Here is a 15,910-nt window from a genome sequence, read left to right on the forward strand (position 1 = left end):
GACGACGTCGTCGATGCCCGCCGCGAAGAGATCCAGCGTGCTGTCGAGGTTGCGGCTTTCCGAAAGCGCGATCATCGGCGCCTTGGAGCGGCTGCGGATCGTGCGGGTCGACAAGGCGCGATCATCGAAGTCGCCCAGGAGAAAGCCTTCCACGGCGGACAGGTCGGCTTCCGGCGCGGTTTCGATCCAGCCCTGAAACTCCTCGGCGGAAAATCCAGCTGCGGACACGCCTTCGCGTGCAAACAGAGACTGGTAGCCGTCTGTGACGAGTTCGCGGTTGTCTACGATCACGATCATGGTCTCAAAATCCCCTCGGCCCCCGCCGCTTTAACTTGTGATTAATCATTAACCCCACGGCGAATCGGCCGGTATCCTGAAATTTAGTGGTCCGGCGCCGATCCGCGTGCGATTTCAAGCAAGCCGTTGAAGACGCATTATAAATTTTCTTAACATTTTTTATGATCCGGCAGCGTCCGGTTCGATCGAGGGCGCTGCGGACGAATGTCGCGCGCCCTTCTCCCAAGCCGAACCCGTTTGCCCTGCCCCCCGGGGGTCAATCGAACTCGGGCTTGAGGACGGCAAGCACGTCCTTGGGCATGCGCATCGGCTTTCCGGCCGGCGAAATGACGGCGATCTTGACGTTCGCCTCGATGAGCGTCTCGCCGCTGCGTGAGATCGTCTGGTCCAGAAGAACCCGCGCACCGCCGATCTGTCGCGTGCGGGTTTCGACGAGAAGCACGTCATCGACGCGGGCCGGGCGCAGGAACTCGATCTCCATCCTGCGCACGGCAAACGACATTGGCTCGCCGAACGCGCCGTCCAGCAGTTCGCGATGGCCGATGCCCTTCAGCCGCAGGAAATCAGAGCGTCCGCGCTCCAGGAAGTGGAGATAGCGGGCATGATAGACGACGCCGGAAAAATCCGTGTCCTCGAAATAGACGCGGACATCGAGTTCGTGGCCGCTGTCGGTCAGACGGCCTGCAAGTTCAGAGTTCATGGCTGCTTGTTCCACGCCGGCCGATCGATCGCAAGCAGGCCTATGCCCGCGCTTTCGTCCGAGCGTTTCAGAAGAGTTCCAGCTGTTCGGTCCGCTTCTTGGCCTTCGGCAGAAAGCGCTCGCGCAGACCGTCGCCGTCGGTGAGACGGCCCGGCGACCAGTCGAGCGCCATGATGAAGGGCCGAACCTTGTCGATCGACTGGCAAAGCTTGCCGATGTCGTCGAGCCGCAGGGTCCGGTAGCGTCGGGTCGAGAGAATGCGCTTGACCGCTCGGGTTCCGAGCCCCGGCACGCGCAGGAGCATCTCGCGGTCTGCGCGGTTGATGTCGACGGGAAACCGCCCCCGGTTCTTCAGCGCCCAGGCAAGCTTCGGATCGATGGCGAGATCGAGCATGCCCGCCTCCCCACCCGAAACGATTTCGCCGCGGTCGAACCCGTAGAACCGCATCAGCCAATCGGCCTGATAAAGCCGATGCTCGCGCATGAGGGGCGGCTTGGACAGGGGCAGCTTGATCGAGGCGTCGGGAATCGGCGAGAACGCGGAATAATAGACGCGCTTCAGCCGGTAGTTTCCGTACAGATTTTCCGATCGACCGAGAACCGCGTCGTCGTTCGCACCATCGGCGCCGACGATCATTTGGGTCGACTGACCGCCCGCGGAAAACTTGGCGGGCTTCGTCCGATCGCGCCTGTCGCCCTTGTGCTCGTCGATCTTCTCGCGCAGATGCGCCATCGCGCGGCGAATGTCGCGCGGATCCTTCTCCGGCGCGAATTGCTCGAGCGCGATATCGGTGGGCAGTTCGATGTTGATCGACAGCCGGTCGGCAAACAGTCCCGCCTCCTCGATCAGCTTCGGGGCGGCATCGGGAATCGTCTTCAGATGGATATAGCCGGAGAAATTCTCCTCCAGACGCAGCTTTCGCGCGATCCGAACCATCTCCTCCATCGTGTAGTCCGAATTCCTGACGATGCCGGACGAGAGGAACAGGCCTTCGATATAGTTGCGCTTGTAGAAGTTCATCGTCAGATCGACGACCTCCTGCACCGAAAAGCGCGCGCGCTGCACGTTCGACGAGGACCGATTGACGCAATAGACGCAGTCGTAGATGCAGAAATTCGTCATCAGGATCTTCAGGAGCGAAATGCAGCGCCCGTCCGGTGCATAGGCATGGCAGATCCCCGAGCCTTCGGTCGAGCCGATCCCTCCGGTTTTCGCGGACGTCCGCTTCTCCGCTCCCGAAGACGCGCAGGAGGCATCGTATTTCGCGGCATCGGAAAGGATCGCGAGTTTGTCTCTGAGGGAAAGCTTGGCCATCTGGACAGTATAGCGTTCCCGATCCGTTCCGGCCAGCGCCCGAATGTCACAGGGGAAAACGCGGCCACGAACCGATCCGCCCGCAAGTGGCGAACCCGATCGCGCCCGACCACCCGACGAGGAGTCAGATCTTCTGCTTGCGCTCGTCCGGCCAGCCGCACTTCCAGCTCTTCACCTTCCAGTTCGGGTGATTGCCGGCCCACTGAGCAACGTAGGGCGTCGAAAGCATGACGCACTGGGCAAGCGAGTTGCGCGCCTGATAGGTCAGCCGTTCCTCCCGGCACGAGTCCGGATTGGTAACCATGCAGATTGTCAGGATCAGATCGACCATCATTGCCTCACGTTCCTTTCAAGAACGAACCGGTCCGGCGAAAGATCGCGAAACGCCGTGCCGCACGAGGTGCCCGGAGGCGATCATGCTTCGCGGCACGTCGTGATCGCAACCCTTCGAAGAAGGGTCATGACGCCGCAGGTTTCCCCTGAGGAAGCCCTGCGGCGTCCGCGTCCCGTCCCATCCGGGTGCGCATGCAGCTACGACCCCGCCATCCCGATGGTTTCATCGACCGAAGGAGATCCGGCGTGCCGTCCGTACGGATCCGTGGTCGGTCCGGCCACCGGACGACGGACACGGTCAGGCCGGCAGATAGATCTCGCCGAGCCCCAGAACCGCGGTGTCGCCGCTGATCTTGCGCATCGGAGCGCCGTCGAACGGGATGTCGCCGATGGTCGCCTCCAGTTCCCTGGCCATGAGGGTCAGTATCAGCAAATCGTGAACGCCCGCGTCGATGAAGGTCGCGGTGAAGCGCTCGGCGCCGCCCATCAGAAACAGGCTGCCGCGCTTCATCAGGCGGCCCGGCGCGCCATGCGTCCGGCCGCCGACGATCATCGTACCGGCGATCATGCGGCTTGCGGCGTCCTTGGCGCAGTCGCCGTCGATGAGGATCACGCCGCGCCGCATCCTGTCGCCGGCCCGCTCGCCCGCATTGCCGGACACGCGGATGACGCCGTTGCCCATCCCTTTCATTTCGCCGGCATCCGGCCCGCCGAGGCGCGCGCCGCAATCGCCTTTCACGCGGATGCGCCCCCCTTGAAGGCCGGAGCCGCAGAGATCCCCCACGGAGCCTTCGACCATGAGCTGTCCGCCGCGCATGAGGCGGCCGGCCCGGAAGCCCGCATCGCCCGAGACGCGGATCGAACCGCCGGACATCGACTCGCCGATCCGGTCGAGACGCGCCGAACCGCCTTCGAACCGGATGTCGGATGCGTCGTCGCCGGAAATCTCGAACAGGTCCCCAGCCCTCAGGCCGCGCCTCGTCGTGCCGACCGGCAGCTTCTCAATATCGGCCGTCGAACGCTTGGCGAGATGGTCGGGCACGAGCGACGAGCAGTCGATCCGCTGGTCCGGTTCGCCCTTCAGCCGAAAGGTCAGCGCGCTCATGGCAGAAGCTCCTTCAACCGGAAATGGTGCGGCCCGAGCCCGCCGCCGTAATTGCCGGCACCGATGCGCAACGCGCCTTCGTCGGGTCCCAGATCGCAGATCGCCTTGATGCCGGCGGCCATGGCCTCGGACACGGCCTTCGCGGACAGGCCGTCGATCACGATCTCGAGCACGGAGCCGATATCGTCGTCGAGCTTCGACTGGGTCGCGCCCTTCAGGGTCGGGCAGTATGCATCGTTGGAGGACGCCATCATGCCGGGATATTTTCCGCCGAGCTTGGAGCCCGAACGCACGATCCCGCCCGGAAACGGCAGGATCACGTCCTCGATGGCGCGCATCGCCTCGGCGGCGGCTTCCGACGCCTTCAACGCGTTCGCGGCATTGGCGGCCATGATCAGGAGATTGCCGCCGCCCACGCCTTCGTCGGTATAGCCGGTCATCGCCTCGCAGACGAATTCGCCTTCCATCACCGGCATCCGCCAGTAATGCCTGTCGCCGAACTTCTTCGACACCTGAAACCCGTCGGCGAAATAGCGGATCGCCGAACCGAGCTCGATTTCCTTGTCCGAGCAAAAGTCGGCATAGCAAGCCGTCGAGGGCGCGGTCAGGACGCACTGACCGAGCCGCGTGCCGAGCTGCCCGGCCAGGCTCTTCCTGTCCATGGCGAACAGGAGGACGCGCACGCCCGGGCGCCCGTCGCGCGTGCGCGACGCCGGCACCACATGATCGATGCCGCCTTCGCAGCCGCAGGCGATGACGGAGGTCGCGAAACCGGTCATCTTGCGCGCCGATTCCACCGCCCATTCTTCCGTCGCCGCGGTGATCTGGATCGCCGTACCGTGCATCGGAAAGGCTTCCGCGAAATCGTCGTCGATGCGCACGCCATTGATGGTCGCGGCAAGTTCGATCAAAGGCATGGGACCTCCCGGAACGGCGTTTCTCGGCGCAATGCCTGTCCCTCGACCCTGAACCAGCTCGACTTCAGCCCGTAGGCATCGTCGAAATAGGTGTCGAGGCGGGCGTTCATCTTCGCGTCGGACTGGGTCTTGAGCGTCAGCGCCCGGCCGTAGGGCTTGGCGACGACGACGCCGTTCTCGACCACCTTCACGCCGTCCTTGAAGAGGTAGGCGGCCGCGGCGAACATCTTCGCCTTGTCGTCGCCGGATCTGTAGACCGAGACGTCCGCCGTCGCGCCGACGCCGAGATGGCCGCGATCGCTTGTGCCCAGAAGCCTTGCGGGCGCCGCACGCGTCATGGTGGCGATCTCGTTCAACGTATATTCGCGATCGATCTCCGCAAGGCTCGTCCACCGGGACACGCCCTTCGGCAGGGCTTCGATCCACCGGGCGCGCACGTCCCGATCCATCAGGAGCGCGAAGATGTCCGGATAGGTCGTGAACGGGGCGCCGTTCGGATGGTCGGTGGTGAAGAAGACGCGGCTCGGATCCTCGATGAGCAGGAACAGTTCGAGCCCGATCGCCCATTGCACCGCATTGAAGAAGCTCTTCTCCTTGTAGTCCATCGGCACGACGCCGCCGCCATTGGCCTCGCCGTCCATGACAATGGACTTGCCCGGGCTTGCCTGGGCGCGGCCCGCGAACTGGCGCATCTCGTCGGACGAGATCGTCACGGTCTGGCCGAACATGACCTGGCCGATATCGACCGTCACCTCCTTGTTCCGGTTGACCAGCGCGGCCAGCTCCTGGCCCCTGGAGGAAAAGGCGCGCCTGCCTTCCGTGCCGTAGCCGTAGAACTGGATGTGGGCGAGGTGGAGAGGCGAGCCCTCGGCTGCCTTGATGGTCGCCTCGGCGGCCTCGGCGGATTTGCCCGGCACACCGAGATTGTTGCAATGGACGTGCAGCGGATGGGGGATGCCGAGATCGCCGACGGCCTTCTGCAGGGTCTTCACGATCTGCCTGGACGAGACCCCGTAATCGGGCACGACGGAATCGAAGGCGTAGGAGCGGACATTCTCCTTGAACGCCGCCGAACCGCCCGCATTGATGCATTTGACGCCGAGCGCCTTGGAAGCGTCGACCGTCCAGGCGACGTAATCGGCGATCGCCTCGTCGCTTTCGCCGTCGCGGATCATCGACATCAGAAGATCGTCATTGCCGAGAACGACGAGCGTCGCCTTGTCGATGATCGGAATGTCGGCAAGCTCGAGATGGGCGTGGAGCGCGGATTGCGGCCCCATGGCCGGCTCGACCACGGTGGTGAAGCCCATTTCGGCGTAGCGGCAGCCGGTCTCGTCGGTCGTCCAGCCGATCTTCGACAGCGCCGTCTCGCCGGGCCGCGCGGAAAAGGCGCGGTGCCATTCGGGCAGGAGCAAACGGGCCGTGTTCACGTGCCCACCGGCGATATGCGAATGGATGTCGATGGCACCGGCCATCACGATCATGCCGCTGCAATCGACGGTTTCGTCCGCCGAATCGGGCTCGGCGGGTGCGGCGACGATCCTGCCGTCCTCGATGAAGAGATCGCGGATCTCGTCGATGCCGTTCGCCGGATCGACCACATGGCCGCCTTTCAGGCGCTTCAGCATGGTTCTGCCTTTCTAACCCGCGTCACGGTCATGCGCGGGCCTCGTCGTTTGAAGAAGAACGTTCGCCGAGAAGATCGGCGATCGCGGACAGAATGTCGGCAGCGTTCACCGCCATGCCGGAATGCTCGGCCTGGCGCGTCACGAAGCTGCCGAAGCGCGGCTCGTGAACGACGCTCGCATGGTCGATGCCGGGCCGGCCGACATGGAAGGCGATCCGCGCACCCGCGCCGTTCGGGGTTTCGGCGGAGGAAAGGAGAATGGTCGGCACGCCGGATCGGTCGGGCGCCTGATCGCCGCCCGCCGCCTCGCCGTGGGTCACCAGAACGCGGCAATCGGCTTCGCCCGCGCTCACGAGCCGGGCACCGTCGTTCAGAACCATGTCGTGCGCCGGACCGCCCCGTCCGAACGCGGTGCGCAAGGGAAACCCCGTCGTCCACAGGGCACCTTCCGCAGCGCCCAAGGCGCCACCGGACAGGAGCGGCAAAGCCGACGCCCGTGTGCCCGCGTTGAGATCCGAGACGAGACCGGCGACCATCTCGATCGCGATGGCGTCGAGTTCGCCGGCGTCGAAGACGATCGCGGCAAAGCCGGCATGCTGCAACCAGCCGGCCAGCGCGCGGGCGGCGCCCTCCTCGAACGGGCCGTTCCCGAACGGGCGTCCGGCAAGGGCCGCGCGGAGAATGCCGACGGCATCGCCGAGATCGCCGATCCCGCATGGGACCGTCCGGACGCTGCCCCTGGCCGCCGCAAAGCGGCCCGGCCCATCCGGCCCGAGCAGCACGATCTCGCGCAGCCCCCCTTTGGCACCGGCACCCAGATCGGGATCGACACTGAAGATCTGTTCGAACAGTGCGGGCTCCGCGGCGAAGGCGTCGCGGCCGATCACGAGAACGCGGTCGGCCCGGCGGCGCAGTTCGGCGGGCGCGATGCGGATGATGCCATTGTCGCGCAGCGCCTCGATCAGCGGAACCGCAGGCGCCAGCCCCTGATGATCGAGGACACCCCTTGCGAGACCTGCGAGCCGTGCGGCCTCGCGCAGGGCGGACATATCGTCGAGGGCACCGGTCACGAGAGGAAGCCGGCATTCCGACAGGAGCGTCACGGCCTCGCGAATGGCCTCGCCGGTCGAGACCGGTCGGCCTTCGATCCATGCAGTCGTCACGTGTTCATCACTTTCTGTGCCCGGTTCAGGAGATATCACGTCGCCACGATCCGGCAACCCGCCGCGACCGTGGCGTCCCCGATATTCGTCTTCGAAATCAGGACGATTTCTCATAGTTGATGTAGGCGAACCGCGCATCGTCCGGCACGCCGGACAGGGGGCCGTCCTCCTTGCCGGGCTGCCACATGACGACCTGCTCGATCATCTTGGCCAGCGCGAAATCGGAATCGGTGATGCCCTTGGCGGCATGGTTCATCAGGCGCACCTCGACCCAGGCGTAAGACGCCGTGATGTCGGGATGGTGGAACGCGGCCTCGGCCAGATGGCCGACGGCGTTGATCACCATCAGCGTTCCCTTCCAGCCATGGGTCTTGTAGGTCCGGCGAATCCAGCCCTCCTCCAGACGCCAGGAGGGCAGTTCCTTTTTCAGGCGTTCTTCGACTTCTGCGTCGGAGTAGGTCTTGGCAGCCATCGGTCTCTCCCTTGTCCGATCGATTCTGTACTCAATAATAGGCGGAAAGCGCGATGACGACAGGATCGAATGTGAAAGAGGACGCCGTCCACATTTCTGCGCCGGCCCGCCTTCACCTCGGATTTCTCGATCCGGGCGCCAATTTCGGCCGACGCTTCGGCGGCATCGGCCTTGCGATCGACGGGCCGGCGACCTCGCTTTCGATCGCGCGTCATCGCGAAACCAGCGTCGAGGGCCCCGAGGCTGCGCGTGCGAGATCCTATCTCGAGAGCCTGATGGCCCATCTCGGCCTCGGCGAGGGCTACCGCGTCGAGATCGAGACGGTGATCCCATCCCATTCGGGCCTCGGCTCCGGCACGCAGCTCGCCCTCGCCCTCAGCTGCGCGTTGCGGACCCTCGAAGGCCGGCCGCTCGACGTGGAGGGTGATTCGGCGATTCTCGGGCGCGGCCAGCGTTCCGGGCTCGGTGCCGCCTTCGTCACGCGCGGCGGCCTCGCCGTCGACGGCGGCAAGGGCGAGGAGGATACGCCTCCCCCCCTCGTCGCCCGGTTTGATTTTCCGGACGACTGGCGCGTGATTCTCGTCTTCGAGACCGATCTTGCCGGCATTCATGGCGAGGCCGAGCTCGACGCGTTCGCCAGCCTGCCGGCGTTTCCGAGGGACGCGGCGGGCGAGGTCTCTGCGCTGACACTGATGCAGGTCCTGCCCGGGCTCGTGGAACGCGACATCAAGACCTTCGGGCATGGTCTTGCCCGGATCCAGGCGATCGTCGGCTCGCACTTCGCGCCGGCGCAGGGCGGCGTCTTCACCAGCCGGCGGGTCGCAAGGGCGATGGACGCCGTGAAGGCCCACGGCGGGCATGGCATCGGCCAGAGTTCGTGGGGGCCGACCGGCTTCGCCTTTGCGCCGAGCGAGGCGAGCGCCCGGCGGATCGTCGAGCGGGCGACGGCGGACGGCGCGCTCGACGGGCTGGCGGTCCGCATCGCGAAGGGCCGTAACGAGGGCGCGCGGATCGAACGCGGGACGGGTGCCGGCCGGCACGTGCGGGTGCTCGCTGGAGCCGGATCGCGCCTTTAGCGCCGGCCGGTTGGACATTTCTACCCGTTCGGGTCCTTCGCCAATCGTGTCCATCGATGCTAGACAGGTCCGGAACTCAGGGCGCCGAAGACGAAAAAGAAGCGAACGGGAAACGCATATGCCTAAGAACATTCTCCACATGCTCACGCCGCACAAGCATGTGAGCCCCTTCGACGTGAACCAGGCGCTCGATGCCGGCTATGATTCGGTGACCCCTTACGAGATGGTCGACATCTCCGAAGTGAGCGACCTCGTTCAGGACGTGATCTTCTCGCGTCCGCCCGATCACGGCCAGGCATCCGCGATCTTCTTCGGCGGTGACGATGCGGTGCTCGCCCTCGACATGATCGAGAAGGCGAAGGCCGCGCTCGTTCCGCCCTTCACCTGCAACATCATGGCCGATCCCGCCGGCTCCTTCACGACGGCCGCCGCGATGGTCGCCAAGGTCGAGAAGGCGCTGAAGGACAAGAAGGGCGTCGCACTCAAGGACACGACGATCGCCGTCTTCGGCGCGACCGGCGTCGTCGGCTATTGCGCGGCGGTGATCGCGGCGTCCGAGGGCGCCAAGGTCAGGATCGTCGGCTATTCGGGCGTCGAGCGCGTGCAGAAGCGCGCCGACGAGATGAAGGAACGGTTCGGCGTCGATGTGGAAGCGGTCGACGGATCGTCCGACGACAAGAACACCGCCATCGTCTCGGACGTCGAGGTCATCCTGTCGGCGGCCAAGGCCGGCGTGCAGGTGCTGGCCCACGACCAGATGAAGAAGGCGTCCAGGCTCCTCGTGGCGGCCGACGTCAACGCGGTGCCGCCGGTCGGCCTCGAAGGGATCGACGTGATGGACGACGTGGTCGCGATCGACGGCACGGACGCGTTCGGCATCGGGGCGCTCGCCATCGGCATGTTCAAGTCGAAGACCGAATACGGACTTCTGCGCCAGATGATCGAATCCGAAGAGGGCCAGGTGCTCGATTTCCGCCACGCCTTCACGCTGGCGCGCAAGCTCGTCAACGAAGGCTGATTAAGACTTGAACGGTTCGAACCCGGTGGCGGCGCGGCCGACGATCCTGTGCGCGGCGTTTTCCGCGCGCCAGATCGCGGAAAGCGCGCGCCTGTCCGGCTTCGACGCGCTCGCCGTCGATTTCTTCGCCGATCACGACCTGACGGCCGCATCGAGGAAGGCCGCCCTCCTCGCCAGCCACTTTCCCGACGGGTTCTCCGATGCCGACCTTCTGGCGGCCCTCGACGGGCTGGCGGAGGGCGAGGCGCCGGTGGGCTTCGTCTACGGGGCGGGCTTTGAGGACAGGCCGGCTCTCCTGCGGCAGATCTGCGAACGCTGGCCGCTTCTCGGCACCGATGCCGCAAGTTCCGCCAAGCTGAAGGACCCGGACGCGTTCGCCCTTCTGTGCCGCGAGGCGGGCGTCGCCCATCCGCAGATCGCGGGGGAGCGTGGCGAACGCCCCGGCGACGGCAGATGGGTGTCCAAGCAGGTCGGCGGATGCGGTGGCAGCCATGTGCGCTGGGCCGGCGAGGGATCGCCGGAGCCGGCAAACGACGCCGCAAGGCGCTACGTCCAGCGGTTCGTCGAGGGTGAGCGCTGGTCGCTGGCCTTCCTGGGGTGCAAGGGCGCCATCGCGATCATCGGTTTTTCGAGACAATGGGCCGACCCCGGCCTTGACGAGCCGTTCCGCTACGGCGGCGCCGTCGGACCGATCGATCCGCCCGAAAGGGTGCGCGAGGCGATCGAACGCGGCGTCGCGGACCTTGTCCGCACGGCCTTCGAGAACGGCGTTCACGTGACCGGTCTTGCCAGCGCGGACTTCGTCGTCACCCGGACGCAGGCCGTGTGCCTCGAACTCAACGCCCGCTTCGGGGCGACCGTCGATGTGTTCGACAGCGCCCGCGCGCCGCTGTTCGCCGCCCACCTCGCCGCCTGCCGCGGCGCGTTGCCGGACGGGCCCTGGCCGCGCGCGGGCCGGGTGCGGGCCGCGGGCCTTGCCTGGGCATCGGGCGGCTTCGATCTCGGCGAAGATTTCGCGTGGCCGCACTGGTGCCGGGACCGCTCGTCCCTGCCCCGCAGCTACGAGGCGGGCGAGCCGATCGCCACCGTTTGCGCGGACGCCGACACCGAGGGCGAGGCGGCCGCGCTGTTCTTCGAACGGGCGGCGATGCTGAACGATCCGGACGCGCGTGGGCGCCTGACGGAACAGCTGCCGGACCAACGGACCGCGTCGGCGAAAAAATGAAACCGCTGCGGATCGAAATACCCTTATAAGCATCGGGCGCCGGGTTTGCGGACGGGCCCCGACGAGACGAAAACAACAAATCGGGAGGAAACCGATGACTTCGGACAGAATGATGATTTCGGTCAACGAGGGTGTCCTGCCCCTGATCGAAACCTTGACCAACAGGGCCGACGCCTTGCGGGTCAAAGTCACCAGGGGCGCGGCGGGCGAGACCATCATCGATGCGGGCGCAGCGGTGCCGGGTTCCTTCGAGGCCGGACGGATCCTCACCGAGATCTGCCTCGGCGGCCTCGGCAATGTTCGCCTCGACGCAGGCTCCTACCTCGATCGCTGGCCGTTCACCCTGACGGTCACCACCTCGCAGCCCGTCATCGCCTGTCTCGGCAGTCAGTATGCCGGCTGGCAGATGACCTATGGCGAGGGCGACAGCGCCTATTTCTCCATGGGCTCGGGTCCCGGCCGCGCGCTCGCCGGCAAGGAGGACATCTTCCGGGACATCGGCTACGCGGATCGCTCCGACAATGCCGTCTTCGTCCTCGAAACCGATACCGCACCGCCCGAAGGGCTCGTTCGCCAGATCGCGGACGCCTGCGATGTCGCGCCCGAAAGGCTGACCTTCGCGATCGCGCCCACCACCTCGCTCGCCGGCTCGATCCAGATTGTCGGCCGCGTCGTCGAAGTGGCGCTGCACAAGGCGCACGAACTGAAGTTCGATCTCTCGCGCATCGTCGAGGGCATCGGCACGGCACCCCTCGCCCCGCCGCATCCCGATTTCATCACCGCCATGGGCCGCACAAACGATGCGGTCATCTATGGCGGACGCATCGTGCTTTACGTCACCGGTCCCGCCGAGGACGCGAAAGCCTTGGCGGAAAAGCTTCCCAGCGCGACGGCCGCCGACTACGGCAAACCGTTCGCCGAGATCTTCAAGGCGTACGATGGCGACTTCTACAAGATCGATCCCATGCTGTTCTCGCCGGCCGAGGTGCAGATCGTGGCGATCGATTCGGGTGAGACGTTCCGCGGCGGATCGATCGACCCGAAGCTGATCGACGCCTCGTTCGACTGACCGACCCCATGCAGAACGCCCCCCGAATCCTGATCGTGACCGCCGCCATCGACCGCCACGCGCGGCAGATGAAGACGGCGTTCGAGGCGCTGGGGGCGGTCGCCCGGTTTTCGAAGCTTTCCGAGATCGCCTTCGATTCCGGGTCCGCGTCCGGCTTCTCGATCCCCGGCTTCGGCGAGACATTGCCCGATGCGATCTGCGTCCGGACCATGGATGGCGGATCCTTCGAGGCCGTGACGCGCAGGCTCGGCATCCTGCACGGCCTCGAAGCGCTCGGCGTTCCGGTTTCCAATTCCGCCCGGTCGATCGAACTGTGCGTCGACAAGGCCGCGACCAGCTTCCAGTTGCGATCCGCGGGTCTGCCCAGTCCCCGCTCGATCTGCGTGGAGCGCCGCGACGACGCGCTGGCGGCAATCGCGGCGGCCGATCGCCCGATGGTGCTCAAGCCCCTCTTCGGCAGCCAGGGCAAGGGCCTGAAGCTCCTGCGCACGCCCGAGGACCTGCCTCCCGACGAGGCGATCGAGGGCGGCGTCTTCTATCTCCAGGAGTTTGCCGGAAAGGCCGTCGGCACCCGCTGGACGGACTTCCGCGTGCTGGTCTCCGATGGCAGGGCCGTCGCCGGCATGCGCCGTGAGGCGGCCAACTGGATCACCAACATCAAGCAGGGCGCCATCGCCCTGCCCATGGAACCGGATGGCGAGATGGAGCGCATCGCGGTCGCCGCCGCCAAGGCGGTCGGAGCCGATTTCTGCGGCGTCGACCTGTTGCGCGACGGGGACGGCGCGATCCAGCTGATCGAGGTGAACTCCATGCCCGCCTGGACGGGGCTGTCGAAAGTGACGCCGATCGACATCGCCATGACGCGCGCCCGGGACCTCCTGGCCCGTCTCGGCGCAAGGGACCGGCCGGGGACCCTCGCCGAAACCCTGCTGCCCAAGGCCGTGTGAGCCTCATGGCGTCCGATCCCCGCATCGAGGCGGCGTTCCTCGCCGCCTGCCGGGCCGAACTCTGCGCGATCAAGCCCGGCAACGTCCACATTCATGCACCCGGCCACGCGATGGACGCGGCAACCTTCGAACGCGCCGCGCTTGCCGCAGCGCCCCTCATCGCGGACGCGGAGCTCGGGGTCGGGGACCGCGTCCTCCAGGCGACACGGGCAAGCTTCGAAGCGGCCGGCTGCAACGCCAATCTCGGCATCGTGCTTCTGGCCGTCCCCATCGCCCGCGCGTTCGAGGTGGCGGAGACGGCCGGCCATGACGGCCTTCGATCCGCGATCGGGCCGGTTCTCGCCGAACTCGGCGATGCGGATGCGAGACAGGTCTTCGCGGCCATCGCCCACGCCTCGCCGGGCGGCCTTGGAGAGGCGGGCGCGCACGATGTGAGGCAGGCCCCCACCATCGGCCTCGTCGACGCCATGCGCCTTGCGCAGGGCAAGGACCGGATCGCCCGGCAATATGCGACGGGCTTCGCCGACCTGTTCGCGACGGGACGTTCCGCCCTTGCCGCGACCCCGCCGGCCGTTCTCGCCCATCCGGCGCTCGGGCCGGCCTTCGCGGTCTATGGCGCGTTCACGGTGGCGTTTCCCGATTCCCACATCGCACGCAAGTTCGGCGTTCCCACGGCCCGGGCCGTGCAGGAGCGATTCGCGGCCTTCTTCGATCGCACGCGACGTGAAATCGACACGCGCACGATCGCCGCGGACGCGCTCCGATTCGATGCGGAACTGAAGGGCGAGGGCCTGAATCCGGGCACGTCCGCCGATCTGACGGTCGCGACGCTGTTCCTCGCCGAGCTTTGCGGCCCGGCTTTTTTCGCGCCTCCCTTGCGGAACGTCGTCGGCAGTGATTGACTGCGCCGCGTCGAGGTCCATGTGACAACGTCGCTATCCAGATAACCGGCCCCGTCTCGGGGCGCCGCCAGCAAGGATAGCCGTATAGGTGAGGCGAGCGTCGCTTCACCGGCCGGGAGGAAGATGGTCTGTACGGCTTGATGAAGGTGGTTTCAAAGCTATCTGGATTCCCGGACTTCAAGAAATTCGATAGGCTGGGCAGGTGAACAACCGGCCTGGCTCACCAACAGGAGGAATTGCTCATGGCAACCATCAATAAAGTCATGGTCGGCGAGTCGCTCGTCGGCGACGGCAACGAAGTCGCACACATCGACCTGATCATCGGCCCCCGCGGTTCGGCAGCCGAGTCGGCATTCTGCCACTCGCTCACGAACAACAAGGACGGCTTCACCACCCTCCTCGCCGTCGTCGCACCGAACCTTGCGTGCAAGCCGAACACGGTCATGTTCAACAAGGTCACCATCAAGGGCGCCAAGCAGGCTGTCCAGATGTTCGGCCCGGCACAGACCGCCGTCGCGCGCGCAGTCGCCGATTCCGTCGAAAAGGGCATCATCCCGGCCGACGAAGCCGACGACCTCTACATCTGCGTCGGCGTCTTCATCCACTGGGAAGCCGAGGACGACGCGAAGATCCGCGAGTACAATTACACGGCCACGATGGAAGCCATCGAGCGCGCCATCAAGGGCACGCCGACCGCACAGGAAGTCGTTGCCGCCAAGGGCACGGCCGAGCATCCGTTCGCCGGCGCTTAGACAAGAGACCATCCCGGGGGAGAGGAAGAATCGGCGATGTCCGGTGGACTTCTCCGGCGATTGGCCGCCAAATTCGGCTTTCAATAAGCCGAGATCCGCTCTCGCGGATACGCATGTGGAAAGGGAGCCGAAAGGCTCCCTTTTTTGTGCGCGGGGTTTCTGGATTCAGGAAACGCCTGCACGCGCTGCCCGGTGGGCCCGCTTGTGACAATGCCCTTCGTCACCCTGCGAGACTGCCCCCATGAAGTGCGCTTGCGACCAGCGCCCCTGCGACGCCGGCCCCTTGGAGGGCGGCAAGATCCTCCGGCCCCCGCACGCCGCCGGCCGCGAACACGTTCCGCGAGCCCGCGTTCGCACCGATCTGGCGAAGCCGCCCGAGATCGGGGCCTGCGTTCGAGCCGACCTTGGCGAGCGTCATGACGATGATGTCGTCCGGCCAAAGGTCGGAGCGATCCAGAAGTCCGGACGGTCCGCGAAAACCCGCACCGTCGAAGTCGAGCGAGAGCACCGAACGCGACGCACCCGACGCGATTCCGGCCCCGCCGGACATACTGAGATCGCCGAGCTGCCCGAGCGTTTCGGACCCGAGGACCGGTACGATGCGGTTCTCGTCCTCGCCGAGACGGAGCGAGACGCCGAAGGCGTGCGCCTCGGCAAGCGACCTGAACCCCGCATCGATCCAGAAGGTTACGGTTGGAAAGGTTGCGATGAGGCATGTCAGGACATCCGCCTGCGCCCGCCCGTGCATGATCGCATCGAGATCGGCGATGTAGAGCGTCGTTGCGCCGGATGCTTCGAGCAGCCCGGCGGCGACATCGATCGGTTCGGCGCTCGGCGCGAGCGGCGTCTCGATCGGGCGATAGCTCTCCCGGTCGCCGCCTTTGCCACGCACGACGAGGCCCTCTTTCAGGTCCAGAACCGGGATCAATCGCATGATGTATCTTTCGGCCAGCTTGGTGCTATGAACGCGGCAACGACAACGGCGTTCGAGG

At 66.0% G+C, this 15,910-nt stretch carries 16 protein-coding genes and 1 pseudogene; 7 read left to right on the plus strand and 10 right to left on the minus strand.

The genetic code is table 11. From position 1 onward, the window contains the following. From U0C82_RS02855 to U0C82_RS02895, 9 genes and pseudogenes are all read right to left on the minus strand, one after another. Positions 1–297, minus strand: a pseudogene (locus U0C82_RS02855) (DNA-binding response regulator); the annotation flags it as partial. Positions 298–553: 256 nt separating this feature from the next. Then, on the minus strand, positions 554–997 hold the full coding sequence (gene ybgC / locus U0C82_RS02860) for a tol-pal system-associated acyl-CoA thioesterase (RefSeq protein WP_322185536.1): 444 nt from the start codon (positions 995–997) through the stop codon (positions 554–556). A 67-nt stretch (positions 998–1,064) separates the two neighbouring features. Further along, positions 1,065–2,312 (minus strand): putative DNA modification/repair radical SAM protein, encoded by a 1,248-nt coding sequence (locus U0C82_RS02865; protein ID WP_322185537.1) that lies wholly within the window; start codon positions 2,310–2,312, stop codon positions 1,065–1,067. A gap of 124 nt (positions 2,313–2,436) precedes the next feature. Next, complete coding sequence (locus U0C82_RS02870; protein ID WP_322185538.1) at positions 2,437–2,646, minus strand: hypothetical protein; 210 nt, start codon at positions 2,644–2,646, stop codon at positions 2,437–2,439. A gap of 297 nt (positions 2,647–2,943) precedes the next feature. Further along, the gene (locus U0C82_RS02875; RefSeq protein ID WP_322185539.1) at positions 2,944–3,750 is read right to left on the minus strand and encodes a formylmethanofuran dehydrogenase subunit C; all 807 of its coding nucleotides are present in this window, start codon (positions 3,748–3,750) and stop codon (positions 2,944–2,946) included. Next, positions 3,747–4,667 carry a formylmethanofuran--tetrahydromethanopterin N-formyltransferase gene (gene fhcD, locus U0C82_RS02880; protein WP_322185540.1) on the minus strand — a complete coding sequence of 307 codons (921 nt, stop codon included), beginning with the start codon at positions 4,665–4,667 and terminating at the stop codon, positions 3,747–3,749. Before fhcD ends, U0C82_RS02875 begins: the two co-directional genes overlap by 4 nt. Then, positions 4,658–6,295, minus strand: a complete 1,638-nt coding sequence (locus U0C82_RS02885) for a formylmethanofuran dehydrogenase subunit A (RefSeq protein ID WP_322185541.1) — start codon at positions 6,293–6,295, stop codon at positions 4,658–4,660. Before U0C82_RS02885 ends, fhcD begins: the two co-directional genes overlap by 10 nt. Positions 6,296–6,323: 28 nt before the next feature. Next, entirely contained in the window at positions 6,324–7,457 is a 1,134-nt protein-coding gene (locus U0C82_RS02890; protein WP_322185542.1) for a hypothetical protein, read from the minus strand. A gap of 97 nt (positions 7,458–7,554) precedes the next feature. Beyond that, complete coding sequence (locus U0C82_RS02895) at positions 7,555–7,929, minus strand: 4a-hydroxytetrahydrobiopterin dehydratase (RefSeq protein ID WP_322185543.1); 375 nt, start codon at positions 7,927–7,929, stop codon at positions 7,555–7,557. Between the two features lie 53 nt (positions 7,930–7,982). On the opposite strand from U0C82_RS02895, the gene U0C82_RS02900 reads away from it, so the two are divergent. The 7 genes from U0C82_RS02900 to fae all read left to right on the plus strand — a co-directional run bounded on the left by U0C82_RS02900 (position 7,983) and on the right by fae (position 14,918). Next, positions 7,983–9,005, plus strand: a complete 1,023-nt coding sequence (locus tag U0C82_RS02900; protein ID WP_322185544.1) for a beta-ribofuranosylaminobenzene 5'-phosphate synthase family protein — start codon at positions 7,983–7,985, stop codon at positions 9,003–9,005. 118 nt (positions 9,006–9,123) lie between these two features. Then, positions 9,124–10,023 carry a methylene-tetrahydromethanopterin dehydrogenase N-terminal domain-containing protein gene (locus U0C82_RS02905; RefSeq protein ID WP_322185545.1) on the plus strand — a complete coding sequence of 300 codons (900 nt, stop codon included), beginning with the start codon at positions 9,124–9,126 and terminating at the stop codon, positions 10,021–10,023. 7 nt (positions 10,024–10,030) lie between these two features. Beyond that, entirely contained in the window at positions 10,031–11,248 is a 1,218-nt protein-coding gene (locus U0C82_RS02910; protein ID WP_322185546.1) for an ATP-grasp domain-containing protein, read from the plus strand. 94 nt (positions 11,249–11,342) lie between these two features. After that, complete coding sequence (gene mch, locus U0C82_RS02915; protein ID WP_322185547.1) at positions 11,343–12,317, plus strand: methenyltetrahydromethanopterin cyclohydrolase; 975 nt, start codon at positions 11,343–11,345, stop codon at positions 12,315–12,317. 8 nt (positions 12,318–12,325) lie between these two features. Continuing rightward, entirely contained in the window at positions 12,326–13,264 is a 939-nt protein-coding gene (locus U0C82_RS02920) for a RimK family alpha-L-glutamate ligase (RefSeq protein WP_322185548.1), read from the plus strand. Between the two features lie 5 nt (positions 13,265–13,269). Then, on the plus strand, positions 13,270–14,166 hold the full coding sequence (locus U0C82_RS02925; protein ID WP_322185549.1) for a triphosphoribosyl-dephospho-CoA synthase: 897 nt from the start codon (positions 13,270–13,272) through the stop codon (positions 14,164–14,166). A gap of 242 nt (positions 14,167–14,408) precedes the next feature. Continuing rightward, positions 14,409–14,918, plus strand: coding sequence for a formaldehyde-activating enzyme (gene fae, locus U0C82_RS02930; protein ID WP_322185550.1), 510 nt, complete (start codon positions 14,409–14,411; stop codon positions 14,916–14,918). Positions 14,919–15,138: 220 nt separating this feature from the next. On the opposite strand, the gene U0C82_RS02935 is transcribed toward fae, so the two are convergent. Beyond that, complete coding sequence (locus U0C82_RS02935; protein WP_322185551.1) at positions 15,139–15,852, minus strand: HisA/HisF-related TIM barrel protein; 714 nt, start codon at positions 15,850–15,852, stop codon at positions 15,139–15,141. Positions 15,853–15,910 lie beyond the last annotated feature (58 nt).

Origin of the sequence: Fulvimarina uroteuthidis, from assembly GCF_034321785.1 — a bacterium.
In the GTDB taxonomy this organism is placed as follows: domain Bacteria; phylum Pseudomonadota; class Alphaproteobacteria; order Rhizobiales; family Rhizobiaceae; genus Fulvimarina; species Fulvimarina uroteuthidis.

Bases quoted from the DNA above. Each gene is read 5' to 3' on its own strand.
- ybgC (WP_322185536.1), bottom strand. From the start codon at position 997: ATGAACTCTGAACTTGCAGGCCGTCTGACCGACAGCGGCCACGAACTC.
- U0C82_RS02865 (WP_322185537.1), bottom strand. From the start codon at position 2,312: ATGGCCAAGCTTTCCCTCAGAGACAAACTCGCGATCCTTTCCGATGCC.
- U0C82_RS02870 (WP_322185538.1), bottom strand. From the start codon at position 2,646: ATGATGGTCGATCTGATCCTGACAATCTGCATGGTTACCAATCCGGAC.
- U0C82_RS02875 (WP_322185539.1), bottom strand. From the start codon at position 3,750: ATGAGCGCGCTGACCTTTCGGCTGAAGGGCGAACCGGACCAGCGGATC.
- fhcD (WP_322185540.1), bottom strand. From the start codon at position 4,667: ATGCCTTTGATCGAACTTGCCGCGACCATCAATGGCGTGCGCATCGAC.
- U0C82_RS02885 (WP_322185541.1), bottom strand. From the start codon at position 6,295: ATGCTGAAGCGCCTGAAAGGCGGCCATGTGGTCGATCCGGCGAACGGC.
- U0C82_RS02895 (WP_322185543.1), bottom strand. From the start codon at position 7,929: ATGGCTGCCAAGACCTACTCCGACGCAGAAGTCGAAGAACGCCTGAAA.
- U0C82_RS02900 (WP_322185544.1), top strand. From the start codon at position 7,983: ATGACGACAGGATCGAATGTGAAAGAGGACGCCGTCCACATTTCTGCG.
- U0C82_RS02905 (WP_322185545.1), top strand. From the start codon at position 9,124: ATGCCTAAGAACATTCTCCACATGCTCACGCCGCACAAGCATGTGAGC.
- mch (WP_322185547.1), top strand. From the start codon at position 11,343: ATGACTTCGGACAGAATGATGATTTCGGTCAACGAGGGTGTCCTGCCC.
- U0C82_RS02920 (WP_322185548.1), top strand. From the start codon at position 12,326: ATGCAGAACGCCCCCCGAATCCTGATCGTGACCGCCGCCATCGACCGC.
- U0C82_RS02925 (WP_322185549.1), top strand. From the start codon at position 13,270: ATGGCGTCCGATCCCCGCATCGAGGCGGCGTTCCTCGCCGCCTGCCGG.
- fae (WP_322185550.1), top strand. From the start codon at position 14,409: ATGGCAACCATCAATAAAGTCATGGTCGGCGAGTCGCTCGTCGGCGAC.
- U0C82_RS02935 (WP_322185551.1), bottom strand. From the start codon at position 15,852: ATGCGATTGATCCCGGTTCTGGACCTGAAAGAGGGCCTCGTCGTGCGT.